General features: G+C 50.6%; 18 protein-coding genes. 7 read left to right on the forward strand and 11 right to left on the reverse strand.

Annotation, left to right across the window (positions count from 1 at the left end):
- Both NT002_02830 and NT002_02835 read left to right on the forward strand, forming a co-directional pair.
- A partial coding sequence (locus NT002_02830) for a thrombospondin type 3 repeat-containing protein (GenBank protein MCX6828204.1) occupies positions 1-1,018 on the forward strand: 1,018 nt, incomplete at its 5' end.
- Between the two features lie 75 nt (positions 1,019-1,093).
- Complete coding sequence (locus NT002_02835; GenBank protein MCX6828205.1) at positions 1,094-2,263, forward strand: thrombospondin type 3 repeat-containing protein; 1,170 nt, start codon at positions 1,094-1,096, stop codon at positions 2,261-2,263.
- Positions 2,264-2,342: 79 nt separating this feature from the next.
- Here NT002_02835 and NT002_02840 read toward each other — a convergent pair whose 3' ends face one another.
- The 5 genes from NT002_02840 to NT002_02860 all read right to left on the reverse strand — a co-directional run bounded on the left by NT002_02840 (position 2,343) and on the right by NT002_02860 (position 11,752).
- Positions 2,343-5,798 carry an efflux RND transporter permease subunit gene (locus tag NT002_02840; protein ID MCX6828206.1) on the reverse strand — a complete coding sequence of 1,152 codons (3,456 nt, stop codon included), beginning with the start codon at positions 5,796-5,798 and terminating at the stop codon, positions 2,343-2,345.
- An 11-nt stretch (positions 5,799-5,809) separates the two neighbouring features.
- Positions 5,810-7,420, reverse strand: a complete 1,611-nt coding sequence (locus NT002_02845) for an efflux RND transporter periplasmic adaptor subunit (protein ID MCX6828207.1) — start codon at positions 7,418-7,420, stop codon at positions 5,810-5,812.
- 17 nt (positions 7,421-7,437) lie between these two features.
- Positions 7,438-8,631 carry a TolC family protein gene (locus tag NT002_02850; GenBank protein ID MCX6828208.1) on the reverse strand — a complete coding sequence of 398 codons (1,194 nt, stop codon included), beginning with the start codon at positions 8,629-8,631 and terminating at the stop codon, positions 7,438-7,440.
- Between the two features lie 477 nt (positions 8,632-9,108).
- The gene (locus NT002_02855; GenBank protein MCX6828209.1) at positions 9,109-10,041 is read right to left on the reverse strand and encodes a dockerin type I repeat-containing protein; all 933 of its coding nucleotides are present in this window, start codon (positions 10,039-10,041) and stop codon (positions 9,109-9,111) included.
- Between the two features lie 301 nt (positions 10,042-10,342).
- A complete protein-coding gene (locus NT002_02860) occupies positions 10,343-11,752 on the reverse strand; it encodes a C1 family peptidase (protein MCX6828210.1) in 1,410 nt (469 codons plus the stop codon).
- A gap of 1,224 nt (positions 11,753-12,976) precedes the next feature.
- On the opposite strand from NT002_02860, the gene NT002_02865 reads away from it, so the two are divergent.
- The 3 genes from NT002_02865 to NT002_02875 all read left to right on the forward strand — a co-directional run bounded on the left by NT002_02865 (position 12,977) and on the right by NT002_02875 (position 15,014).
- The gene (locus tag NT002_02865) at positions 12,977-13,555 is read left to right on the forward strand and encodes a hypothetical protein (protein ID MCX6828211.1); all 579 of its coding nucleotides are present in this window, start codon (positions 12,977-12,979) and stop codon (positions 13,553-13,555) included.
- Positions 13,556-13,878: 323 nt separating this feature from the next.
- Positions 13,879-14,301, forward strand: a complete 423-nt coding sequence (locus tag NT002_02870; protein MCX6828212.1) for a T9SS type A sorting domain-containing protein — start codon at positions 13,879-13,881, stop codon at positions 14,299-14,301.
- Between the two features lie 260 nt (positions 14,302-14,561).
- Positions 14,562-15,014 (forward strand): ferritin family protein, encoded by a 453-nt coding sequence (locus NT002_02875; protein ID MCX6828213.1) that lies wholly within the window; start codon positions 14,562-14,564, stop codon positions 15,012-15,014.
- A 74-nt stretch (positions 15,015-15,088) separates the two neighbouring features.
- Here the strand turns inward: NT002_02875 and NT002_02880 are convergent, their stop codons facing one another.
- The 3 genes from NT002_02880 to NT002_02890 all read right to left on the reverse strand — a co-directional run bounded on the left by NT002_02880 (position 15,089) and on the right by NT002_02890 (position 19,502).
- Complete coding sequence (locus NT002_02880) at positions 15,089-16,462, reverse strand: MATE family efflux transporter (protein ID MCX6828214.1); 1,374 nt, start codon at positions 16,460-16,462, stop codon at positions 15,089-15,091.
- Between the two features lie 132 nt (positions 16,463-16,594).
- Entirely contained in the window at positions 16,595-17,542 is a 948-nt protein-coding gene (locus tag NT002_02885; GenBank protein MCX6828215.1) for an isoaspartyl peptidase/L-asparaginase, read from the reverse strand.
- A 544-nt stretch (positions 17,543-18,086) separates the two neighbouring features.
- Entirely contained in the window at positions 18,087-19,502 is a 1,416-nt protein-coding gene (locus NT002_02890) for an FG-GAP-like repeat-containing protein (GenBank protein ID MCX6828216.1), read from the reverse strand.
- Between the two features lie 381 nt (positions 19,503-19,883).
- Here NT002_02890 and NT002_02895 point away from each other — a divergent pair, with 381 nt between their 5' ends.
- Both NT002_02895 and NT002_02900 read left to right on the forward strand, forming a co-directional pair.
- Entirely contained in the window at positions 19,884-20,138 is a 255-nt protein-coding gene (locus tag NT002_02895; GenBank protein MCX6828217.1) for a hypothetical protein, read from the forward strand.
- 515 nt (positions 20,139-20,653) lie between these two features.
- The gene (locus tag NT002_02900) at positions 20,654-21,982 is read left to right on the forward strand and encodes a DEAD/DEAH box helicase (GenBank protein MCX6828218.1); all 1,329 of its coding nucleotides are present in this window, start codon (positions 20,654-20,656) and stop codon (positions 21,980-21,982) included.
- Positions 21,983-22,073: 91 nt separating this feature from the next.
- Here NT002_02900 and typA read toward each other — a convergent pair whose 3' ends face one another.
- The 3 genes from typA to NT002_02915 all read right to left on the reverse strand — a co-directional run.
- Positions 22,074-24,008 carry a translational GTPase TypA gene (typA, locus tag NT002_02905; protein MCX6828219.1) on the reverse strand — a complete coding sequence of 645 codons (1,935 nt, stop codon included), beginning with the start codon at positions 24,006-24,008 and terminating at the stop codon, positions 22,074-22,076.
- Positions 24,009-25,618: 1,610 nt separating this feature from the next.
- The gene (locus NT002_02910) at positions 25,619-26,080 is read right to left on the reverse strand and encodes a hypothetical protein (protein MCX6828220.1); all 462 of its coding nucleotides are present in this window, start codon (positions 26,078-26,080) and stop codon (positions 25,619-25,621) included.
- Between the two features lie 321 nt (positions 26,081-26,401).
- The coding region (locus tag NT002_02915; protein ID MCX6828221.1) for an IS3 family transposase at positions 26,402-26,641 on the reverse strand (240 nt) is incomplete at its 5' end.

Below are 26,641 nucleotides of genomic sequence, written 5' to 3' on the forward strand. Positions count from 1 at the left end.
TCCCGACCTCTTCAATTTTACCGGCATCGGCATGAGCAACGGCTATCCGCCGGGACTGGGCGAGCTCAAGATTATGGTCTGCTCCTTGACCGTTACTTCCATGGCCGGCACTTTCTGTATCGAACAGGGGGATGCCGGTAATGATTCCTATGATTGGGTCTTTGATGAGGCAGTTCCACCCTTTCCCTTTTTCCCCAAAACCTGCTGGACCGTCAGTATTATCGACCACGACCATGACGGTATCGAGGATGCCGTTGACAATTGTCCGACCATACCCAATACTAATCAGCAGGATACCGATGGCGATCATATCGGCGATGCCTGCGACAACTGCCCGCTGATTTCAAACGCCAATCAGGCTGATGTAGATGCCGACGGTGTCGGAGATCTCTGCGACAACTGCCGGAATACGGCCAATTCAGACCAGACCGACAGTGATAGCGACGGCCTCGGCAATGCCTGTGACAATTGCCCGAATGCGGCCAACCCCAGTCAAGTGGATGCCGATGGCGACCAGATTGGCGATGCTTGTGATGCCTGCACCGACACCGATCATGACGGCTACGGTAACCCGGGATATCCGGCCAATACCTGCCCGCTTGATAACTGCCCCACTGTCGCCAATGCCAATCAGGCCGACGCCGATGGCGACGGACGCGGCGACCTTTGCGACAACTGCAAGAACGTCCCTAATTCCGACCAGGCCGATAATGACGGCGATGGTGTCGGCAATGTCTGCGACAATTGCCCCGATAAGAAAAACCCCGACCAGCATGATAGCGACAACGATGGGGTTGGTGATGTTTGCGAGGACTTTCTTTGCGGCGATGCCAATGGCGATCGCATTATCAATATCCGCGATATCACGTTTATGATTGTCTATTTCTTCCGAGGAGGCCCGCCACCCGTCCCTGAACTGGCGGCCGATGCCAATAACGATGGCTACCTTGACATTTCCGACATAACATACCTCATAAGATTTCTATATAAAGGAGGCCCGCCGCCCTGCTATTACTGATTATTTGCAATTGCTGATCAATAGAATGGTAAAAGAAGACTGTCTATCATCTCTCACTTCTTTAGGGAGGAACGAATGGTAAAAGTCCTTTCACGGCTGTTTCTTATTACGGCTTTACTGGCCGGTCTGACTGCTTTCGGTCAGAATTACGGAACTCTGACTTTTCGCGCCGACATTGGCGGGCCGGGTGTCTGGGATGATGCCGGAACACCCAAAATCGCCCCCAACAAACATATCGCCGTCAATATCTACAGCACCAACACCGGCGGCGACATAGCCCGCATTACCTGGTCTTCACCTTTCAGTTTCACCGGCGCCGATGGGGTTACTAATATCGTCTGGGGCGACACCGCCCTCTTTGCTCAGGGAAATTTCCGCCTCAGCGCCGGCTTCTGGGATGTCTATCGTCGCACTTATACCGAAAGCTGGGAGGGAACTCTTCCCGACCTCTTCAATTTTACCGGCATCGGTATGAGCAACGGCTATCCGCCGGGACTGGGCGAGCTCAAGATTATGGTTTGCTCGTTGACCGTTACTTCCATGGCCGGCACTTTCTGTATCGAACAGGGGGATGCCGGTAATGATTCCTATGATTGGGTCTTTGATGAGGCAGTTCCGCCCTTTCCCTTTTTCCCCAAAACCTGCTGGACCGTCAGTATTATCGACCACGACCATGACGGCATTGAGGATGCCGTTGACAACTGTCCGACCATACCCAATACTAATCAGCAGGATACCGATGGCGATCATATCGGCGATGCCTGCGACAACTGCCCGACTGTGGCCGGAAGCAACCAGACCGATACCGATGGTGACGGTCGGGGAGACATCTGCGACAATTGTCGGACCGTTGCCAATCCCGACCAGACCGATACTGACGGTGATGGTGATGGGAATGTCTGTGATAATTGCCTGACGGTGCCGAATCCCGACCAGAAAGATACTGACGCCGATGGTCTTGGTGATCTCTGCGACAACTGTCCGACCATAGCCAATCCCAACCAGGCCGACAGCAACAGTAACGGTATCGGCGATGCCTGCGAGGGATTCATTGTCGGCGACGCCAACGGCGACAAAATCATCAATATCCTGGATATAACATTCATAATAAAATACATTTATATGGTCGGGCCGCCTCCTGTTCCTCTGGCCGCGGCCGATGCTAATTGCGACGGCCGTATAAACATCATGGATATTGTGTATTTGATAAATTACTTATACAGGAATGGCCCTTCCCCTTGCTAATCTGAAAATCGGCGCCGGCGCCGACCAGTATCGAAAATGAAAAGGGCGAGAGTTTTATCACTCCTGCCCTCATTTATTTCTATTTGTTATGTTTAATTTGCCATAACCGCCAGTAAGTATAAATCACCGGTATTATTTCCAAGGTCAGAAACGTGGAGCTTATCAATCCCCCCACCATCGGGGCGGCAATCCGTTTCATCACGTCAGCGCCGGCTCCCTGCGCCCAGAGAATCGGTACCAGCCCTATCATGGTTGTACCGACCGTCATCAACTTCGGCCGCACCCGCATCACTGTCCCCTCCATATGCGCCCAGATGATATCGTTTAAGTCCCTCACCTTGCCGGCTCGTTTGCGCCGCTCATAGGCGTGGTCAAGGTATAAAACCATCACAATTCCGGTTTCCGTGGCCAGACCTGCCAGAGCGATGATCCCCACCAGCGTGGCGGTGGAATAATGGTAACCCAGAAAATACATCAGCCAGATACTTCCCACCAGTGCAAACGGCACCGAGGCCAGCACTATCAGCGTCTCGGTGACATTGCGGAAATTGAGATACAGGAGAAGAATAACCAGAATCAAGGTAATCGGAATGACAATTTTCATTCGCTTCATCATCTGCTCCATCAGTTCGTATTGCCCGGTCCATTTGAGATAATACCCGGCCGGAATTTTGATCTCATCGGCCACCACTTTCTTCGCCTCATTGACATATCCGCCGATATCCCTCTTTCCCTGATCCATATCGACATAGACATATCCGACCAGCATGCCCGCTTCATCCTTAATCATCGGCGGCCCGGTAACCACCCTTATATTGGCGATCTGTCCCAAGGGTATATTGGCGCCCCCTTCAGGGAAAGTACTCTGCGAAGGAGTTGAGCCGCCCGGCATGGCGTCCGAGGAAGGCATCGTTCCACTCGGCATGCTCCCGCTTGTTCCTCCGGGAAAAGCGCCTGAACTACTCCCGCCGCCGCTTTTCATCTCATCCATCTGCGCCCAGAGTGCATAGGCGTCGGCAATATTCGTGCTGGCAAGTAACGGTGCATTATCCCCAGAAATCTGCCCCATCCCCGGCATGCTCTCCGACTTTCCCGATCCCGCAGCCGGAATAGGCACCAGCACTTGTTTTAAGCGCTCGATATTCTGCCTCAGGTCGCGCGGATAGCGGACATTTATTGAAAATCGATTGCGCCCCTCAACGGTCGTCTCAATCGGCATGCCGCCGATCGCCGCCTCGATAACATCCTGCACATCCCCCATAGTCAATCCGTACCGCGCCAGCGCCTGACGATCGGGAACGATATCTATATAGTACCCCCCGGTGTTGCGCTCGGAATAGACACTCCGGGTGCCGGGAATTTTGGAGAGCGATTTCTCGAGTTCCAGGCCGATCCGTTCAATTTCGCCCAGATCATTTCCGTAAACCTTCACCCCTATCGGTGTTCTTATCCCGGTCGAAAGCATATCAATCCGGGTCTTAATCGGCATCGTCCAGGCGTTGGTCCAGCCGGGGAATTGCATCGCCCTGTCCAATAGAGCAATCAACTCCTCCCATTTGATAATTCTTTCCTCGGGCCAGATAGGATGCAGCACCGGTCTGATAAATTCCGGCGCCCATCCGGAATACCATCTTTCCTGAGGTACCTTGCGCCACTGCTCCCGCGGCTTTAATTGTACCATAGTTTCCAGCATGCTCAACGGAGCCGGGTCGGTGGCCGTTTCGGCCCGCCCCGCTTTGCCAAAAACCGAGACCACTTCCGGGAATGAACGCAGCACCCGATCCTGATACTGCATGTACTGCTTGGCCTGCTCGATAGAAATATTCGGCAAGGTGGTCGGCATATAGAGGATATCCCCCTCGTTTAGCGGCGGCATAAATTCCGAGCCGATTTTCGGTACCATTGGAAGCGTGGCGATAATCGCCACCAGGCCGATCGCAATCGTCGTTCTGGGATTGCGCAGGGCCACAAAGACAAACGGTTTATATAGGGCAATCAGGAATCTCGAAACCGGGTGCTTGGTTTCCGGGTGAATTTTGCCTCGAATAAGTATGATCATCAAAACCGGGGCCAAAGTCACCGAAGCCACTGCCGCAAAGAACATGGCGAATGTTTTGGTGTACGCCAGCGGTTTGAATAGCCGCCCACCGGGACCGTTAAGAGCGAAAATCGGAAGAAAGGCGATCGTAATTATCAGCAGAGCATAGAATATCGATGGTCCCACCTCTTTGGCCGCCGCAATAATCACTTCCTTGCGGTTGGCTCCGGACGGCGCCTTCTCCAGCCGTTTGTGGGCATTCTCGACCAGGACAATGCTGGCATCAACCATGGCGCCGATCGCTATAGCGATTCCTCCAAGACTCATAATATTCGAATTGATACCAAGAAGATGCATCGGGATAAAGGCCAGCGCCACCGAAACCGGGAGAACAATTATAGGCACCAGAGAACTTCCAAAACTGAGCAAGAAGATAATTATCACGATCGCCACCACGACGCCCTCTTCAATCAAACTTTGCCGCAACGTATGAATGGCGCGATTAATCAAGCCGCTTCGATCATAGACTATTTTCAACTCAACTCCCGGCGGAAACGAGGGTTTTATCTCGGCGACTTTTTGTTTGACCCGATTAATGACATCCAGCGCATTTTCGCCATAACGCATGATAACAATCCCGCCGACCGCCTCACCTATTCCATCAAGTTCCGCCACCCCGCGGCGAATGTCCGGGCCGAAATTTACGCGCGCGACATTGCCTACAAGCACCGGTGTGCCCGATGGTGTTGTTCCCAGGCTTATCTGCCGGAGAGCCTCAAGATCGTTTATATACCCCTTTCCCCGCACAAAGTACTCCCGGCCGGTCATCTCCATCACCCGCCCCCCCACATCATTGCTGCTGCGTCGTATGGCTCGGCTGACATCACCGATGGTCAGATTATAAGCGCGCAGTTTTTCCGGGTCAACCTCAACCTGATACTGTTTTTGATACCCACCCACACTGGCCACCTCGGCCACACCCGGTACCGAGGAAAGCGCATAGCGCAGATTGAAATCCTGAAAAGTCCGCAAGTCGGCCAGGTCTTGATTCCCCGAGGAATCAATCAGAGCGTACTGGAAAACCCAGCCTACCGATGTCGCGTCCGGCCCGATAACCGGCGTTACGCCCGTAGGAAGTTTGCTCTCGAACTGTTTCATGTACTCCATCACGCGGCTGCGCGCCCAGTAGATGTCGGTTCCCTCTTCGAATATAACATAGACAAACGACATCCCGAACATCGAATAGCCGCGCACATCGACCACATGCGGCGCCGAAAGAAGCGCCGTCACGATCGGATAGGTTACCTGGTCTTCCACCAGATCAGGACTCCGCCCCATCCACTCGGTATAGAGAATCACCTGCACATCGGAGAGATCGGGAATGGCATCGACCGGGATGCTCTTAATCGAATATATGGCGCCGGCGATGGCAAAGATCGTCCCGATAATAATGATTGCTTTATTGCGGGCGCTGAAATCAATAATGGCTTTTATCATGGTATCGCTTTCTATTGAGTGTGCCCGCTGTGTGACCCGGCCTGCTTTCCCCCCATCCCGGAGAGGGCCGCTTTCAAGCGGCTTTCGGCGTCAATCAGAAAATTGGCGCTGGTGACAATCTCTTCACCTTCGGATAGTCCCGAAAGCACCTCCACCCAATCATCTGAAGTCTGCCCGATTTTGAGAAGGCGCGGTTCGAAATGCTTCTTGTCATGCACTACAAAGGCATACTGATTTTCGCCGGAGTTGACAACCGCCTCCGAGGGGACCGCCAGGACCTCATTGTCTGTCCCGCTTATATCGACCTCGGCGTACATGCCGGGGCGAAGACGCATCCCTGGATTGGCAAATTCCATACGAACTCTAACCGTACGAGTCTTTTCGGAAACGGTCGGATAGACAAAACTGATTTCCCCGTTAAATAACTCGCCCGGTTGGGAGTTTGGGTGCATTTGCACCGTCTGGCCGGTCTGGATAGCTTGAAGGTCCTGCTCGTAGACTTCACCAATTACCCAAACCGAACTTAAATCGGCAATGGTAAAAAGATTCTGATCGGGCGTCACATATTGCCCGGCATTGACCGATTTATCCAGGACATATCCCGAGAAGGGACTCCGGATAGTCAGCTCTTTCCCGGGTGAGGTTTCTTTATCCAACTGCTGAAGTTCTTGCTCCGAAAGTCCCAGCAGGCTCAGCCGCTCTCTTGATGCTGCAAGCAACTGCTGACGCATATAAACCAGGGTGGAATCTGTTCCCGCCTTGGAGGCCGCTTCGCGGGCCAGAAAATAATCCTGCTCGGCCGCAAAGAGGTCCTGGCTGTAAAGTGAAAACAGCGGCTCGCCTTTTTTTATCAACTGCCCCGTCTGATCGACATATAATTTTGATATCCAGCCGCTGACCCGGACATGAATATTGGCCACCTTCGATTCGTCGGGAGTAATATATCCGGCTATGCGCTTTCCACCGCCAAGTGGCCGCCGCGCGACTATCGCCGTCTTTATCCCGATCAGTTGCAGCCGCTCCGGCTCAATGGTCACCGGCACCAGCCCCGGCACCGGGGCGCTGCCCATATCGCCCATCTGTCCGCTCTCGGGCGCTACTTTCGGCGTTTCTTCCATTCCCGGCATCTCGCCCATATTTTCATCCTTCTGTGCCGGTTGGGTTTCTTCCACCTTCACCAGGTCCATTCCGCATTTGGGGCATTCACCCGGAACATCCGAGATAACCTCGGGGTCCATCGGGCAGGTGTACTGTCCCGGTTTGGCTTTTGCCATTTCCGCCATCTCATGCTCGGCATGAACGCTATCGGATTCTTGTGTGGCGGCTGTACCATTCTTATCAATCGGGACCAGATTCATCCCGCAAATCGGGCATTCGCCCGGCTGGTTGCTCACATAAGTGGGGTGCATCGGGCAGTGGTACATTATTTCCTTGGCCCCGCTTGATGCTCCCGGGGCGAGGCCAAAATAGCCAAACACCATTATCAGGGCGAAAATTGTCAACCCGCCCAGTATTATCCAGCGCACGATCGCCATGGTATGCACATATCGCGGCGGCGCTTCCTCACCCTCGGGAAGCGGTTCATGCTCATACAGGTCATACGGCATATCTGAATCAGACATATTATCTTTCCTTTTATTTATTTTCTATCGCTACTAGTCGTACTGTCAAAGTCGGTTGTGAAGCGCTCTGCTTCAGCCAGAGTGCGCCCCAGTTCATTGGAGATTTGATATTCGGTGATCCGATCGCGTGAGACACTCAAAGCGTAATCGAGAAGCGTGGCAAGCGAGGTTCTATTGGCCGTATATCCGGCAAAAGCCGCCCGGAAAGCATCCTCCGAGATCGGGATAATTCTCTCGTGGTACAATCGGAGATTTTCGGTGAGACGCATCGCTCTTTGATGGGTTGTTCGCAGTTGTGCCTCCATATCGCGGCGCATTTGATTGGCCTCGGCATCGGCGCTGCGGCTCATTGCCTCCATGGAACGGGCCATTTTCCCCTGCTGCCGTCCGGAAAAAATCGGCAGTGACAGCGTCGCCTGAAAACCGATCATATTATCGCGCGGCCCCATATCCAGGCTTCCCTGCTCGCGAATATTATAGTTGGCCGATAAACCCAGCATCGGCCAGCGCATCCGCCGTGCGGCCGCCGCCGAAAATCCATAACTCTGCGACCGGGCATTCGCCTGCCTCAGTTCGGGGTAATTGCCCAACGCCGCTATCAGCCATTCATCCGCCTTTTCGGGAATGGCCGGAACCGATGGCTCCGCCAGCACCGGCAGGGGAGAATTGACTTCTGTCCCACGCAGGGCATTAAGATTGAACCGGGCTTCATCGAGACTCTGCTGCGCCGAAAGAATCTCCGATTCAAACCGCCCCAGTTCCGCCTGCGCCGCCAGTAAATCCTCCTGGCCGGCTTCATTGGCTTTCAACTTGGCCGTAGTCACATCCACAATTTGCTGAAAAATCTCTCTTTGTCTATGCAGCTCATTCAAGATCAGGCCACGATAGTACAAGTCATAAAAAGCCTGTTTGGCGGCCACCGCCAGTTGTGATTCTACACCGCGACGCTCCTCGATCGAAACTTCCACGTCGGCACGAGCCGCTTTTTTCGCAAGCCCCTTCTGTCCGGCATACGGGATATTCTGGCTTATCCCGATCATCTTCATGGTCATCGGATCCATTTTGAAATCAAACGAGGTCGGAAGATTGGCCACCCCCAGCATAAGCATCGGGTCATCCCACGCGCCCGCCGGGCCGATTTTATCTTTGGCCGACTCCTCCATATAGCGGGCCGACGCCGCCCGGTCATTGTGATTGATTGCGTCCCTCACGGCCTGCTCAATCCGAAGAGTATCGCTGCCTGTTTGTGCTAAGGGTGATGCAATTATCGCAGGAATAATCAATATTGCAATTGCGAGAGACTTTGTTATTGTCAGGAAGCCACCCGTTTTAGGAAATAATCTATTTCTTCTATCCAATTCAACCTTCATATTCCGGTCCTTAATTAAACATATCACCAAATACTTATCAATATCCGTGCCACACGCCATAAGGCATATCAACCGCCCGTGAAACAACTACTTATAGCTATGAAACTGAAACTCAAAGATGGCGCTTGACAAGAATATTCTCGGATTGATATAAAATGTCAACAATATTCTTTATCAAAAAAGGTCGGCGGACGACCCCGCATCTGCGGAAATCGGTCTGAGAATTTGCTCTTTAAGATCGAAAAACTCGGATTTTGAGGTCAAAACCCGAGTTTGAAGTTTTCCTTTTCTATTACTGGAACCAGGAACTGTTCAGAGCTACTTGCAGATCGGCGCCGGCCCGGCCCGGTAAAGGTAATCTATGACATGGGTGATATCGCGGATATTCACTATCCCATCGGCATTGGCATCTCCGGCAAGAAATGGTATTGGCGCCGGGCCGCCCTTATAGAGGAAACCTATAAGATAGGTTATATCCTGAATATTAAGAACTCGGTTGCAGTTGGCGTCTCCCGGATGCAGAATCCCAACCAGCCCGTCGATTATCTCCGTCTCCAAAGTATCCAGCCTCCCGACTAAAAACGTATCGACAAAGATCGAATCGAATGGAGGGCCAGACACTTGCCCATATACGAGACAGATATTATTATTCGGCGGCGGAAGCCATTGCAGGCAACGGTAGAAGGCGGTGTCGATAACGGTATCCGTATAGATGCCGATTGAATGCCCTTGCGGATCTGAGAAACAAAAATGGTCAAGATTGTCATGCTGAATATAGAGATTGACCGTCGTATCAGTAGTCGTATCGGGTATGTCATAGATCCGCCCTATCAGGCGCAGAAGAGGGATTTGGCCGTATTGCGGAGGAATGATTCCCGGCTGTTCCGGTCTCGGCGCGCCTGTTATATGAATATCATACCCCTGGTCGCCAAGTGAATGGGCCGACATGCCCCATCCCGAGGTCAATGTCCCGGCCGTGTCAACCATTTCAAAGGTCGTCCCGGTAAATTGAATCAGGTCCGGGCGGCTCAAGATTATCCATATTTCAAATGCTTGAACTATATCGGTGAGGTTCTTCAGATAGACAGGGATTATCACGCTGTCTTTCATGGCGCAGACATAGACCGAGTCGGCGCGAACCGAAAGTATCGGTTCGGCCTGGACCGGAGAAAAGACCGGAAGAAAAATTACCACCAGAGTGATTATCGCCGGCCAGAGAACGGCCCAGCGACAGTTTTTGTTGCGGAACATTATGTCCTCCTTAAGGTTACATGAGGTGAAGATTGAGTATTTCCTCTTGTTCCCTTAACTATTGACCAGACCTATGACCTCCAGATATGAATTTAAAGCGCAAATTGCAGGACAAATCAATACTGGTCAGAGATACACCGATTAATATATATACTTTCCCCTTTTTGTCAAGGTCATTTTCTGATCGGAATAGATGAAGATTACCGCCTTGAAAGACGGATAAGGCTTTCACCCGGTTTTACGGCCGTTCCTCCCATGCGATTCCCTTTGAAGATAGTGCATCCTGAAATGCACTGACTGTCTATTGATGATAAATCATAAACATCGGGTCCCATGCGGGAACCACCACCGGAGTCTGATCATATATCTTCAGGAATTCTTTCGGCACGAAGTCTTTCTTGATTATGATATTGAACAGATTTTCGTCAAACCAGTTGTCGTACATGGTCCAGTATCCGGCGCTCTTGTTCTCGGAACCCCAGCTGTTTTCCACCAGCCACTTGACCGGTTTGTCGTCCTTAACATCGACCCCGACTAGCACCATGGCGTGGTTGCTCGTAGTCTCGAGATAACGAATCCGATCCGCCTTGCTCATGCTCATATCAATATTGTAGATCGAACCATAGTCATACAGGTCGGTCGCCATGATGCCGCGGTCGCGGTTCTGGTCGATGCCGACATCACAGGCAAACCAGACCGGCTCATCGGCCAGCACCGATTTCATCGCCATCTCTTTCAATTTTTCGATTTCGACATTGGCATAGTGCATATCATCGGCATCAAATATATTTCGTGAAAGATTGACCGAGTAATGTTTGCCGAATTCTTTTGAAGGATTATTGAAAATGCTGACATACTGATTCAAATCGACCCCTACAAAGTCCTTGAAAAAGCTCTGCGGCGTATAGGTGCGAAGGGCGCTCACAATCGAATCTTTATCTTCGAAGCGGTACTGAAACTCGGCGGGCGGCTCGCCGTAATTTATCACCAGCATCTTGTAGATTTCCGCCAGCATTGTCTCTTTGGCGGCCGCAATATCGCCGAGCGATTTCCCCTCTTTGCCCATTTTGCGGATTTGCGCGGCATCGGCGCGGAGTTTCAGATTTATCAAATTGTTCAGAGAGCCGGTATTCTCGGAACTGTTGGTTTCCGGCATGATTTCTTTTGGGACCACCCCATATTTCTCGATAAGGTCAACGACATACTTCCACCAGCCTCCGTCGCCCACCGGATCACGAAGCAATATCTCCAGTTCCCGGTCGGACTGTTCCCGGTCGCGAAACTTGACTATGTACTCCAGAAAGCAATTCGATTTTTCCAACTTATCCCAGAAAGCCAGAAAACTCTGTGAGAATTCAAATCCGGAAAGCTTATATTTCTCGATCACCGCCGGGCGCATGACATTCAATCCGGCAAAGAGCCAGCACCGTCCGCTCGATTTCTGATTGGTGATTCCCTTGGTTTTTACCTTATGGCTGAAAACATCGCTTTGCTGGCGCAGGATATCGCGATTTAAAGCCAGATTGTTGATATCGGTATTGGTGATGGCATTATACATCGCCCGATTATGGGTATCCATTTTGAACGATTCACGGATTTTGCCGAGCATTTCGGGGGTGATGCCGCCTTCGCCGGCCAAAATCGATGGAACTGCCAAAAGAACGGCTATCAAAGCGGCGGAGATTATTCGGAGGGGAGAAGAGAACTTCATGAAGACTCCTTCACAGGTGAAAATTGAAACCATAAATCAAAGCAAATATAGCCTTATTATCAAATGTTGTCAATCAGCGGCCTGGCGCCGTTCTCCGTCCGCACCGCAACTCATTATAAAGAAATGAATTAACGCGAGTCGGAGAAAATCTTAAATATCGGATAGATACTATCCGATATGGACGTGTTCTGATACTTGATATATTAACAACAAATTCTCCATAAATCTTCAATCCGTGTTCAATAAACTGCTTGCTATACTGTCAGCAATTACTATATTTATTTTAATCCAATCGAGCACACCCCGCTGTCGCGGGAGGATTGGGATAGAAATCATAGACGAATATAGTGATAGAAAGAGCGTGTCTCAACTTAAAGCACGCTTCTGCCCAAATTGTTTGACGACATACGGTGACATAAGAAGATGCCAAGGCGAGAATATTTGAGTATATTGAGATGTTTTACAATTGGGAACTCCGTCATTCGAGCCTGGGTTTTAAGAATCCAGATAACTTTGAAAGGGTGGTTACCCTAACTTAACCATGTGTCCACTTTTTCGGAGGAAGATTATGACCTATCTTAATCACATGTCCATTTTTCGGCATAAATCAAAGTAAAAGTGACCATTGGCCAGAACCAATGACGGACAGTTCGGGAGAAACGCGGGTTCGACACGTCTCGACACAGTGTGAACACGCCTAAGCAGAAAGGTGAGTATGGGAATCGGAAGAGCTAATGTATCTGTCATGGTTGTGTGTGCGTTCATTGCGGTTGCGTTGTGTTTAACGACGCCAGTAAGAGCACAAACGAACCATTCCGGTCAGATCAACGCCGATCAGACCTGGTCAGTAAGCGGCAATCCGCATATCGTAACATCAAACGTCACGGTTAATATGGATGTTGTTCTTCGCCTGGAACCTGGTGTTTTTGTGTGCTTCAATCAGAATACCAGTCTGATTGTCAATGGGTCGCTCCGTGCCGTAGGTACCAGTGGGCAGAAAATCAATTTCACGTCAACGAAGGACACAACAGGTGGTACTCCGGGCGTTCATGACTGGCAGAGTCTGAAGTTCACGGCGTCGAGCGTGAATGACAGTTTGGTGAACTGTGTAATTAAGTATGGTGGCGGTTACTATAGTTCCGGGTGGCGCGTGGCTCCCACGATTGACATTGCCGGCTGTAGTCCGATGATGTGTTCAAGTGCTTTGAGGGAGCAATGCCGGAGGTGATAGACTGTTACATACATGACAACGGCGGTGACGCTTTCTACATAGATTTGGCATCTTTTCCTGACATCTCCTTTTCCGGTGCTATGAACAGCTACCTGTTCAGCAATCATGGGAACGGGATCAAGGTGACCGGAGGGGGCCTGAATACAGATGCAATTTGGCGGGACATGGGACCATGTTACTGGCTGGCCGATCTTGATCTGACGGTGGGGAGCGATGTCACGTTGACATTGGATCCGGGAGTGATTGTAAAGCTGAGCAATAATCGCAACATCATTGTCAATGGGACCTTGCATGCGGTGGGAACGAGTGACAGCGTTATCTATTTCACGTCTTACCTTGATGATCAGGTGCGCCAGGACACCGAAGGGGCTAGTTCGACGAACGGTGCGGTTCATGACTGGCAGAGTCTGAAGTTCACGGCGTCGAGCGTGAATGACAGTTTGGTGAACTGTGTAATTAAGTATGGTGGCGGTTACTATAGTTCCGGGTGGCGCGTGGCTCCCACGATTGACATTGCCGGCTGTAGTCCGCCAAGAGCCAATACGCGATGCAGAATGTTGATGCGACTGTGACGATCAATGCGCAGAACTGCTATTGGGGGGATCCCAGCGGTCCTTATGATCCGACCGATGCTGTTAGCGGGCCGCCGGACTCAAACCCGGGCGGCTTGGGAGGGCGAGTCAGTGATAACATCTCATATCGCCCGTGGTCCGGTGAAGCATTTCCTAATGAGTACCTATCTTCACCAACTAATGTCCATGCGTATACTGAAGATGTCGGCAAAGTACATCTGACTTGGCATCCTGTCGTCGGTGCTCTCAATTACGATGTGTTAATAAGCATAAGTTACCAGTTTAATGACACTGTATTTATTACACACGGGGACATTGACACATTGTGGACAGATAGTCTGGGCGAAGGAACATATTATGGGAAAGTTCGGGCAGTAGGCTGCTGCGCATGGAGCGGCTGGAGCGACAGTGTAGAAATTGTTATCGTAGATGATGATATCGAGGAATTTCCATCAGCGACTCTGCCTAAGGAGTTTAGATTAGAACAGAACCATCCCAATCCATTCAACCCGGCGACGACTATTGAATATGATGTGCCCATTCGCTCACTCATTAAGATTGAAGTCTATAACTTGCTCGGTCAAAGTGTGCGCGTGCTTCTCAATGCGCATAAGTCCTCAGGTAACTATCGGATTACCTGGGATGGGAAGGATTCGTCCGGCAGGTCGGTTTCGAGTGGTATCTATTTCTATCGTTTTCAGGCGGGCGACTATGTGGAGACAAAGAAAATGGTGTTGATGAAGTAGCGATGCGGAAGAAAGTCTTTCCAGGGGCAGGACGGCCCGGCCCGGCGCCCATTTGTCCGTGAGTTTCAGCCCTTTTCAAGGAAAGGGGACAGCCGCATGCTGTCCCCTTTTTGCATCCAGGAATAATACCGACAGGGTGGCCGGAGGCAAATGCCCCGGCCTCAGAAATCTCTGGCAATTGAATCCATAAATGTTTAATTTTGTGAGTCCTTGGATAGACAGTAGCATGGCTGATAATAAAAGGCCCAAAGGAGGAACAGATGGAATTCAATTCGATGAACGAAATACTTGATTTCGCGATCGGTAAGGAAGAGGAAGCATATAACCTCTATCGTAAGATCGCCGATTCCGTTAAACTGCCCAATATGCGCCAGATATTCATCGATTTCGCAAACCAGGAGGCCGAACATAAAGCAAAACTTCTCCAGGTCAAAACCGGTAAAATGGAACTGCCCGCCGATAAGACCATAAAGGATCTGAAGATCGGCGACTATCTCATGGATATTGAGGTCGCGTCTGATCTCAACTACCAGCAGGCGCTGATCGTCGCCATGAAAGCTGAGAAAAACGCCTTTGTAATGTACACCAATCTGGCTGCCGCGGCAAAGAACCCGAACCTTAAGGCCATGCTTCTGGGACTTGCGGCCGAGGAAGCCAATCATAAACTGCGAATCGAAATGGAATACGACAGCCAGATCATGATAGAAAATTGAGGGTGCAGCTCTTTTTTCGTTTCTGCACCTGGCTCAATTCCTGTTCGAATCTGCGGCACTGAGCGCGTTCCGCTTCAGACTCTCGCGGTGAGCCATCTCCCCCGTCGGTAGTATGCATAGAAAAGGCAGGCGCTGACAGCTCCGGCCATCGCCATAATCCACCAGACCGCCAGTTCCCCGCCGCCGAAAAACTGTCTGACCACGAAAATCGGCAGCACCTGCAGAAACCAGGCATTGATAATATTGACAACCATGGCCGGGCTGTTTAAGCCGACTCCGGTATGGACAAATTCAATCATCATCAGAGCGCCCATGAACGGCAGGCTTAAAGCGACGATACGAAGCAAATCAACACCGTGCGAGATCGTTTCGGCATTCGAGAAGAAAATTCCGAGGACCTGACGCGCCAATATGAATACGATCAGGCCAAAAAGAGCCATGGTACCGACCGCCAGGGCAATCGACTTGTCGCCCGTCTTCCTGGCCCGCTCGATTTTCCCGGCGCCGACCGTATGCCCGATTAAAGCCGACAGGCCAAGACCGATCCCCACCAGAAGCGTAAAACCGAGCCCCATGATTTGATTGGCCACACCATAGGCGGCCACCACGGCCGTTCCGAAACCGGCAATCATCGGCGTTATCACCAACCGTGATGAAGAAAACGACATTTCCGCCAGCCACGATGGAATCCCGATCCGCACCAGAATCCACATACTGTCCAGCGACATCTTTTCTCTGCTCCGCCAGTGCACGCGGACATTGGCGCGGCCTGAGAAAAATATCCAGACGCCGATTGTGAAAATAGTGGTGAATGTGATAACTGATGCATATGCTGCACCGGCCATGCCGAACGCCGGCAGACCGAACCAACCGAATATCAATATCGGATCAAGCACTATATTAAGGACACTGAATCCGAGCATCAGCATCATCGCCTTGTGCGGATTGGCCGTCCCGCGCAGGGCCGTGAAGATGGTCCAGATGGCATAATTTATCGGCAGACCTATGAAGATAATCCGCCCATATTGAAGGCCGAGAGCAAGCGCTTCATCGCGCGCCCCGATAAGATACATCATCTCCGGCAGAAACATAAAACCGATAATGCCGAAAATCGTCCCGAAAACAAGCTTGAGGATCAGCGTTTCTTTGATCGCCTTTTCCGTCTTATCGTACTCTTTCTCCCCATAGCGCTGGGATATTACGGCGACCGATCCCGGTCCGATCAAATGGTTGAATGTGCCCAGAAACCATGCGAGGTTATTGAAAAAAGTGATCCCGGCGACCGCCGACTCCGATTGCGGCAAATGCGAAACCCAGAACATATTGACCAGACCATAAATGTTCTGCGACATAAATCCGAACATCGATGGCAGCCCCATTTTTAAAATCGAACTGGTTACGGAGCCTTCGGTGTAATCTGTCCGTTTTACGTCGGTTGTCTGGGTCATTACAATCTCGCTGCTTTGGCAAGATACCAGATATTCCGGAAATTCGCAAGAGCCGGCAATGCACCCGCATTCTTGCCGAAGAGCATTCTTTTCATGCCGGAAATACGCTGGGAATAATGGGCGGGAAACTTATTAATTCTTATAAATCATTGTTTTCGGCGGTTCATCCTGCAAATAATATCCGCGATACATCCCCGGCGAATTGAATGGCAGGGCGATATTGCCCCTTCGGTCGATCGCCACCAAACCGCCGGTGCCGCCCAATTCGGTCAGACGACCATAGATTGCCGTCTCCGTCGCCTGCAACAGGCTCATGCCTCGATATGCCATCATCGCCGAAATATCAAATGCCGTCACCGACCGCATGATAAATTCGCCGTGACCGGTGGCCGATACCGCGCAGGTGCGATTGTTGGCGTAAGTACCGGCGCCGATTATCGGCGAATCGCCGATCCGGCCGTAGCGGCTGTTGGTCATGCCTCCGGTTGAGGTTGCGGCGGCCAGGTTGCCGGATTGGTCCAGCGCCACTGCACCCACTGTGCCGGATTTCTGCTCCTCAGCCGGGCCGTTTTCCGCGGGCTTATTTATCTCCTGCCTGTTCTCTCTGGCTTTGACCTCCGAAAGTTGCTGCCATCGCTGCTCGGTGAAAAAATATTCATCAGGCAAAAGCTCCATCCCCTGCGCCATAGCGAACTCTTCAGCGCCGTCGCGGGCCAGAAGAACATGCGGCAGTTTCTCCATGACCAACCGCGCCAGATTGATCGGATTCCTGATATGCTGCACCCCGGCCACCGCGCCGGCTTTGAGCGTCTGTCCATCCATGATAGCGGCATCCATCTCATTTCTTTCGGCGTGTGTGAAAACCGCTCCCTTTCCGGCGTTAAAGAGCGGACAATCCTCCATCACGTTGACCGCTCTCTGGACAGCATCGAGGCTGCTGCCGCCCTCCTTGAGAATTTCATATCCGGCCGTGAGTGATTCGACCAACACCGTATGAAAAGCTTTTTCCAGCTCCGGCGTCATCTTGTACTTGGAAATCGCCCCGGCTCCGCCATGTATTACAATTCCAAAATCAGGCATACTTGCATGCTCGCTTTCTCTTGCTCATTGAAACTTACGTGATGATCAATTGTCCATGCATCCTTTTGATATATGGTACACTTTCAGCGGCAATCTAAGCGATCCTTCCCGATTTTGCAACCGGTATAATCTGCTTTTGAGTAAAGATGTCGCCTCCCCCGACTAAGAGGTCGGGAGGGATTCGACCCATATTAATGCTACCCCGATAATTGCGCAGAATGGTCATCATTAATCGAGATTGCATAATGAATGAAGCCAAGTAGGGCAGAACCCCCGACGAAGTCGTGCGGTTCTGCCATTTAGTTTTGTAGGTCAAGTCTCTTGCAGACTTGACACAGTCTTGTCAGGAGCCTAAAGCTCCTGACATACCGCAAAATTCTCTCTAGTCGAAACAGGTCGAAAGTCCTGCGCTTGCCCGCCCGTGGTGGGCTTTCGACTCTTTTATATTTCATCAGCGCCGCCATGAATCTTCCTTGGTTTCGCTCTCGAAAATGTCGAACCCCTCGACCAAAAGGTCGGGCGGGTTTCGACCTTGTATCTTATATTACTTAACCAGGAGCATTTTCTTCGTCTGAACAAAGTCACCGGCTTGAATTCGATAAAAGTAAATACCCGTCGAGACAGGGATGCCGCTATGCTTAGTACCATCCCATATGACCGTGTATATGCCGGCCGATTTGCTTTCATTGATAAGCTGCCGCACTCTTCGACCAAGAATATCAAAAACCTCTATTACAACCTTGGATCGTCTGGGAAGGCTGTATTCAATGGTCGTCACGGGATTGAACGGATTGGGATAATTCTGCCGGAGTAAGAAGGAATTTGCCTTTGTAAGGTCCGGGCCTTCCGCAAAATAAGTAGTCGCATTGAGAAGGATAGAAACATTATTGCCGTTTTGATTTGCCACCGCCAGATCAACATAGGAATCTCCGTCCAGATCGGCGCCGAAAACAGACATCGCTCCGCTTCCGGATGCAAAATCAACCTTCGCCAGAAAAGTTCCATCCCCGTTATTCCTGAGAGTGGATACGGAACTACTGGTGTAATTCGCTACTGCCAGATCCAAATCGTCATCATCGTCCAGATCAACACAGTAAACCGATGCTGGCGCATTCCCTGTACTATAGTTGACACCGAACTGAAAAGTGCCGTCGCCATTATTCTTGAAAATGGAGACCGTGCTGGCGCCATAGTTGGCCACCGCCAAATCTTTATCGGTGTCGCCGTCCAAATCCACACAAAAAACCGAGCGGGCGCCGGTCCCGGCGGCATAGTCCACTTTGGCCTGAAAAGTCCCATCACCATTGTTTTTCAGGACAGAAACATTGTTGGTGCCGCTATTGGCTACAGCCAGGTCCAGATCAGTATCACCGTCCAGATCCGCACAATAGATAACACGAGGTCCGCTTCCCACGGCATAGTCGGTCTTGGCCTGAAAAGTCCCGTCGCCATTATTCTTCAAAATGGAGACGCTGGTGCCCGTATAATTCGCCACCGCCAGATCTAAATCGGTATCCCCATCCAGGTCGGCACAGAAAACAGAACGGGCCCCGGATCCAGTCGCATAGTCAACCTTGGTCTGAAAAGTCCCATCGCCATTGTTTTTCAGGATCGAAACAGTGTTGCTGGTGACATTTGCCACCGCCAGATCCATATCCAGATCTCCATCCAGATCCGCGCAGAAAACCGAAGTGGGTAGAGTCCCCGTCGTGTAATCGACCTTGGTCTGAAACGTCCCATCACCATTATTTTTTAGGATAGAGACACTGGTGCCCGTGTAGTTCGCCACTGCCAGATCCTTATCCAGATCCCCGTCCAGATCCGCACAATAAACCGAATAGGCACCACTGCCGGCTGCATAATCGACCTTGTCATTGAAAAGCTGCGCGAACGCCACGCTGGAAATAAGCAAGAACGATAGAAATAAAAATGATGCGAGAAATCTGCTTCTCTTACACATCGACACCTCCACGTTTTCGGTTTCAGTTTTTGCTTCTGTCAGGAATTGATATGAAATTGAGTACAAAAAGTCAATATCTTAAACCACAATCAGTTAAGGCATTACTTATACCCGCTTGAGTGTCACTGTCGCGGTTCAGCATAAATCGGACAGAAAGGGTTTTTGACTAAGCTTTCGTAGGTCGGGTTCCGAAATTCCGATCCCGGTCGGAATGAGTAACCCTACATTTAATTTATTTCTCCAAATTCACTCCCGCCTCACTTCGCGCACGGGCGGCTTCAATCTGCCCGTGGGCCATCTAATCGCATTCCCTTCATATCAAAATCTGTTGCGCATCGATGGTGATTCGGAACCTTTCCCATTATATAGAAGGAAATTATTATGCTTTTTGATGAAAATCAACATATTTTCAAGCGCCCAAATACGGCCATTGCCCAAAACCATGTCACATCTTCACAACTCTTTTGGGCATGCTATTTTACACCGTTGGCCTTTTACTCCGCCCCAACAAAACTGCGCATTTTAAAAAACGAAGAAACAAACCCATTTTGCCTACCCCCTCCCGACCACCCAACCCATTCTCCGGCAACAAATAAACGAAATGTGATTATGTTTTTTAGAGGGTCGGGATTCTGAAAGACAAAGCCATTTACCTGTTCCTCAAAGTCCTCAGCTTGGCACCCCGCCCGCCTGCGGCCGGCTGTGGGTATGCCATATCGTCTTCGAAAACTCCGCAATGAAAATTATAGTGGAAAATTTCCGGATGGGGACTAATTATACGGGGGACATGGGAAACATATCGAACTTCGATGATTGGCTGAGTCGAAATAGGTCGAAGCCCCCTGGCGAAATGGATTTCTGAAAAATGGCAGAATATGCGGGAACGAATCAGGACAGATAAATGCTGAAAAAGGAGAGAATTATATCTGAAATCTATTGCCATCAGGCAAAGTGCGTCTTAACTTGAAGTATGTTCGTGTCCGAATTGTCTGACAACATAAACTTATGGCGCCTCTGCCCGAAACGGTGGAGACAGAATAAATATATCTTTATCCATCTCCTATCTTGATTTCACGGCAATTTCCGGTTATTTTCAATTAATTGACTCAACGCCTTGCCTAAACATATGTAACAGAGAGGATATCCGAAACTTGACGCATCAAACACGAAAATCTGTCCCGCCGGGCCATATCAGGTCAGCTGATCGGCCGGCCAAATCCTCTCACAGTGGGTTTTCCGGCCTTGGGATCGCCCCCGGTCTGCTCGATGCCATTGACCGCCTCAAATTCAGCGAACCAACACCGATCCAAAAGCAGTCCATCCCCATAAGTATCGAGGGGAAGGACCTTATTGCGATCGCTCAAACCGGGACCGGCAAGACACTCGCGTTTGCCGTTCCCATGATTCAGCGCCTGGCCCAAATCAAGGGACGCGGCCTCATCATTACGCCGACTCGTGAATTGGCGCTTCAGATCGACGAAGCCCTCAATGATGTCGGCCGATCTTTGGGCCTGCGGACCACCGTGCTGATAGGTGGAGCGCCAATGGCGCCCCAGCGCCGCTCGCTCGAGCGGGAACCGCGTGTAATCGTCGCCACGCCGGGACGCCTGCTTGACCACCTCGAACACCGGTTTGTCAGTCTTACCGACGTGCAAATTCTTGTCCTCGACGAGGCGGATCGGATGCTCGACATGGGCTTTGCTCCCCAGATCAACAAGATTCTGGCCGCGGTTCCGAAAAAACGTCAGATGATGCTCTTTTCAGCGACCATGCCGAAGGAAATTCTGGCCCTCGCACGGCGGGAAATGCAAGTTCCGATTCATGTGGAAGTCGCCCCATCGGGAACAGCTCCAGCCAAAGTCGTTCAGGAGATTTTTTTCGTGGAAAAAGGGGCAAAGACGCAATTGCTCAAGGTTGTGCTTGAACAGTATCTGGGTCCGGTGCTCATTTTCACCCGGACCAAGCATGGGGCGCGAAAGCTCGCGCGCGAGGTGAAAAGTATGGGGCATTCGGCCGCGGAGATCCATTCGAATCGGAGCATGCCGCAGCGACGCGAGGCGCTCGACGGTTTCAAGTCGGGCAAGTACCGCGCTCTGGTGGCGACCGATATCGCCTCACGGGGAATCGATGTGTCCGGAATTGAGTTGGTTGTCAACTATGATCTGCCGTCGAATTCTGAAGATTATGTCCATCGTATCGGACGTACCGCGCGAGCAGGCCTATCCGGTCGGGCGATATCATTTGCTACCCTCGCCCAGAAAAAAGATATCAGGGACATTGAGCGGTTGATCAGAACCGACATCCCAATAGTGAAATTGCCCCCGTTGCCGCTTCAGCGTCGAGGGGAATTTGCACCCAAATCCTCCCGCGCCGACGAACCGCCGCAGCGCCCATATTCGGATCAACGGCCGTCAAAGAAACCGATATCTTCGCGCCGTTCGTCGAATCGGGTAGGTTTCCGATGGCGGAGACGGAGATAGCGAGTATTGTTTGAAGCAAATAAGGGTTTGATAAATCAAACCCCTGCGAAACCGATTTATTGAATTCGTTATTGATTACCGGGCATCTCCGTCAACCGGCATTGGGGAATCTTAAAAGCTGCTGGGGAGTGAGAATGACGCCGACTACCGACCTGGCGGCCGGCGGAATTTTCTGTGACAGCTTGCGTTCCTCGGAGTTCAATACTGCTTTACGCATCCGGATCGCTTTTGGTGTCACCTCCACAAGCTCGTCGGGACCGATCCATTCCATAGCCTGCTCCAATGACATCTTGTGCGGCACATTGAGCGTTACCCCGATATCTTTCGTGGATGAACGGTGATTGGTCAGATTTTTGAGTTTGGTGGGGTTGCATGTAAAATCATAGGTTCGCGAATTTTCGCCCACTATCTGACCGATATAGACTCGCTCGGTTGGTTCGATGAAGAGAATCGCCCGCTCCTGCAACCGATCGATCGCATGGGCGGTTGCCGGGCCGGTATCCATGCTGACAACGGAGCCGCGGCTGCGAGAGACAATGTCGCCCTGCCAGGGGCCATAGCCGACAAAGCGAGAGGACATAATTCCCAGACCGCGAGTATCGGGTAGAAATTCCGACCGATAACCGATCAGGCCGCGGGTCGATATGGAAAATTCGATCCTGATAACGTTGGTGCCGGCATTTTCAATGGTGCGAAGCTCCCCTCGGCGTCGCGCCAGTTTTTCAATAATTACCCCTTGGTACTCCTCGGGGACATCTATGATCAATTGCTCCATCGGCTCCAGCGTATTTCCCGCCGCATCCTCCTGCTTGATAACCTCGGGACGAGAGACACAAAACTCCAGCCCCTCGCGCCGCATTTCTTCAATTAAGATAGCCAGATGCAGCTCACCCCGGCCGGATACTTTCACGCCATCGGATCGTCCCTGGTCTTCCATACGCAGAGCCACATTGATACGAAGTTCCCGCTCCAGGCGATCTTTCAGCTGGCGAAGCGTGATAGCAGTGCCATCATTGCCGGAGAAAGGTCCGGTGTTGACCAGAAAGAACATCGAAACGGTCGGCTCTTCAATCTCCAACGGTTTAAGGGCCGCCGCGGGATCCTCGATGGTCGAGAAGGTTTCGCCGATAGTGATTTCGCCGGGTCCGGCGAGCCAGACAATATCTCCGGCGCTGATTGTATCGGTTTCAACTCGTTGCAGTCCGCGGGTCACCCAGAGATGCACCCCTTTCTCCTTGGATGAACTGACCAATTCCCATCCGGCATCCTGATTGGAAGAATCCTTCCAGCGCATGACATAACGGTTAAATTCCTCCCCCTTATTCAGCTTACCGCTCAATACCCGCCCGCAGCCGATCTGCCCGATATAGTCGCTCCAGGCCAAAGTGCTGACCTGCATTATAAACGGGCCATCCTGGTCGACTTTGGGAGGCGGCACCTCGGCGACAACGGCCTCAAAGAGGGCGTCCATCCCTTCCCGCGCATCCGTGTCCAGGTCCCTGACAAACCATCCATCGAGTCCGGAGCCAAAGAGAACGGGGAAATGCGCCTGTTCGTCGCTTGCCCCTAAATCAATAAAGAGGTCAAAAGTTTTGTTTAAGGCGTAATCCGGGCGGGCGCTCGGACGATCGACTTTATTAATTATAACGATCGGTCGCAGGCCGAGCCTGAGCGCGCGCATGAGCACATAGCGCGTTTGAGGCATCGGGCCTTCGTTGGCGTCAACCAGCAGCAGAACCGAATCGACCATCGAAAGGACACGTTCCACCTCGCCCGAAAAATCGGCGTGCCCGGGGGTATCGATAATATTGATCAGATAGTCGTTCCAACTGACAGTGCAATGCTTCGCCCTGATAGTGATTCCCCGCTCCCGTTCCAGGTCGTTATTATCCATAAGGCGCACCGCCATATGCTGATTTTCCCGGAATGTTCGGGTGGCACGGAAAATGGAGTCGATCAGGGTCGTCTTCCCGTGATCAATATGCGCGATAATGGCCAGGTTGCGGATGCGTTCGACAGGTATCATAAGGCTGACAAATCTCCTATAACGCGGGCAATTTTCCCCGCTTCTTCAGAAACCCCATACAAAAGTTTGTTGATTAAACCGTTGAAGGGCGGATCATGTAAAAAAACCCGGTCCGACATTGTGCCGCCCGGGCAACTCAAACTTGGCTGAATATAACAGGTAAGAGCGAATTCTCCAAGCCCTATCTTTGCCGCTTGTTAGATAAAAGGGCTAAAGCGGCCCCTCTGTTGATGTTAAGTCGAAATAGGTCGAAAGTCCTGCACTTGCCCGCCCGTGGTGGGCTTTCGACTCTTTCATATATCATCAGAGCCGCTATGAATCTTCCTTGGTTTCGCTTGCGAAGATGTCGAATCCCCTGACAAAGGGGTCGGGAGGGATTCGACCTATATTACTCCCCACCGTATGCTTACAAGGCATGGCAGACTGATTATGCCAGGTAGCGAATTTGGAGGAAAGAGTTTTTACAGTCTGAGGCGGGGGCTGAATGCCCCAAATCCAGTCGACAATTTCACGTAGAAAGTGGCGTCAGATATTGCCGATTGGTTCCACTTGCTTGGTGCATGTACCGTCGCATAGCCAATACTCGCCTCGAAGTTCCACGACGCAACCGTGGTTGCGGCTAAATTCAGAGAGAGGTCCAATGTTTGTGATAATCTCATTTTTCGAGACTGCGAACCCCAGTTCAGGGGGCCGTCTCGTCTAAGGGTCCACGGGCAGATGCTCGCTCGCAAATAAAATAATGGCGAAATGGTCTCAAATTCATGCTCTGTGACATACACATATCCTGGTGGGGGTGGTGGTGCCCCCGGGTAAAATTTCGACCTGTGAAATTCACTTGTCTTTCCGCCCCACCCGATCAGCAGAAAGGTAACATCAATAGGCATAATTTTTACCGATGCGATTAACTTATCTATCGAGAGGAATCGCTTTTCACTATATAGACCAAGATTATCACAGCTTACTTCTGCGATCTTGCTGCCGAGCCCCAATGGCCTCATTCCAGTAAAACACGACCTGGAGTAACCGAATAATGACATTCGATAGACAGTCGGTCCCTTCAGATATACTGACACGTCAAACCACTGGAGTTGGCTCCATTTAGTCGATACAAGAGGAATTCGCCCACCATAGGCAGTATCAACAGATATAATGCCAATGCCGATTACGCATATGATTAATGGGAATAGCCACCTGAACTTCTTTACTTGACCCATGCAAAGTCCTCCAAATAATCTTGTTGTATTTGTTGTCAAACAATTCGGACCTCTTAATACCTGAAGTTAAGACATACATTGTCTATTGGCAACCACTTTTTTACTTTCTCTCATTCATTGGCCCAGTCATAACCTCACGGTTTCACGGTTTTCATTCAATAGATTTTTATAAGTTTTCATAAATTCAGCCGGTGTCCGCTGGTTAAGTCGAAATAGGTCGAAAGTCCTGCACTTGCCCGCCCGTGGTGGGTTTTCGACCTATTTTGACTAAAATCTTTCCCATTGTCGCTGGATCAACGCCATTCATCTGCACAAGGCTGTTGAAAGTTTGCCTAAGAATCGTGAACGCAAGTCAAGCCATCAATGCTGTTATGTCTATAAACCTAATGGGCCAGACTATAACAAGACGAAAAGCAGGCGGATATTTAAATTCTTGCTTAACTCATACAAAATTCTAAAGATAGCAAGGAATCTTTCTTCAGGTAATATATTTACCCAAAACGGATCACCAGATGTTCCCTGCCCATTAATTTCATGAACTTTGCCCATTTCCTTAAGAATCATAAAAAGCCACGTACAATTACAGCCATGTGTCATAAACGTGGCAGGATCATATAATTTCAGGTCATTTGATGATACCTTCTTATCAAGAAAATATTGATAAGCTTTATGTAGTGCACTCATTTGCACACGTATAGGTGATTCACGTCGTTGATAGATTGCTTTGCGCCGCTCCAAATCAAGGAAGTTCTTATGCGCGAATCCAAGGAATTTGCTGGTGCCCTTGCGTGGATTGGCAAGAATCATCCCGACTGGAACCCTTTCTTCAAACAAAGTCAGGAAGTTAATCAATTCCACTATGAAAGTCACGGAGTATTGGTTACTATGTTAACAACCATGCCTCGGATTTAAAACGCTTGATACCTTGGTTATAAAAATGAAACAATTGGCTGGAATATTGTCAAGTAAAATTCAATAATATCACAAATAAGTTGGGATTCCTGTATGTTGGACTGACAGACTCTGACAGCCCGGTGGCTATTTTGCCAGTTTGCCGATTCAATATGAAGATTATTCTGCTAATATATTGCCTTTTATTCACATAATGGCAATATGGCTCTGACTAATAAGTTTTCGTAGGTCGGGTTTGAGGTTCCCCTGATTTAGTGGACACTTTTACTAGTGTGGTGTCCCTAACGCTTCTTTACAGCGATCGATTTTTCGGAGGATCATATTTGCGTCTTTGGTCCAGCGAAAGACGGTCGGTTTCCGGTTATAGTCTCTGATATAGTCGTTGATGGCGGTGATTAGTTGTTTGACCGAGGTAAAGGTTCCACGGCGGATGCGCTTCTGCGTGATTTGCGAGAACCAACTTTCCACCAGATTGAGCCAGGAGCTTCCCGTAGGGGTGAAGTGCAA

Source organism: Candidatus Zixiibacteriota bacterium (assembly GCA_026397505.1).
Lineage (GTDB): Bacteria > Zixibacteria > MSB-5A5 > GN15 > PGXB01 > JAPLUR01.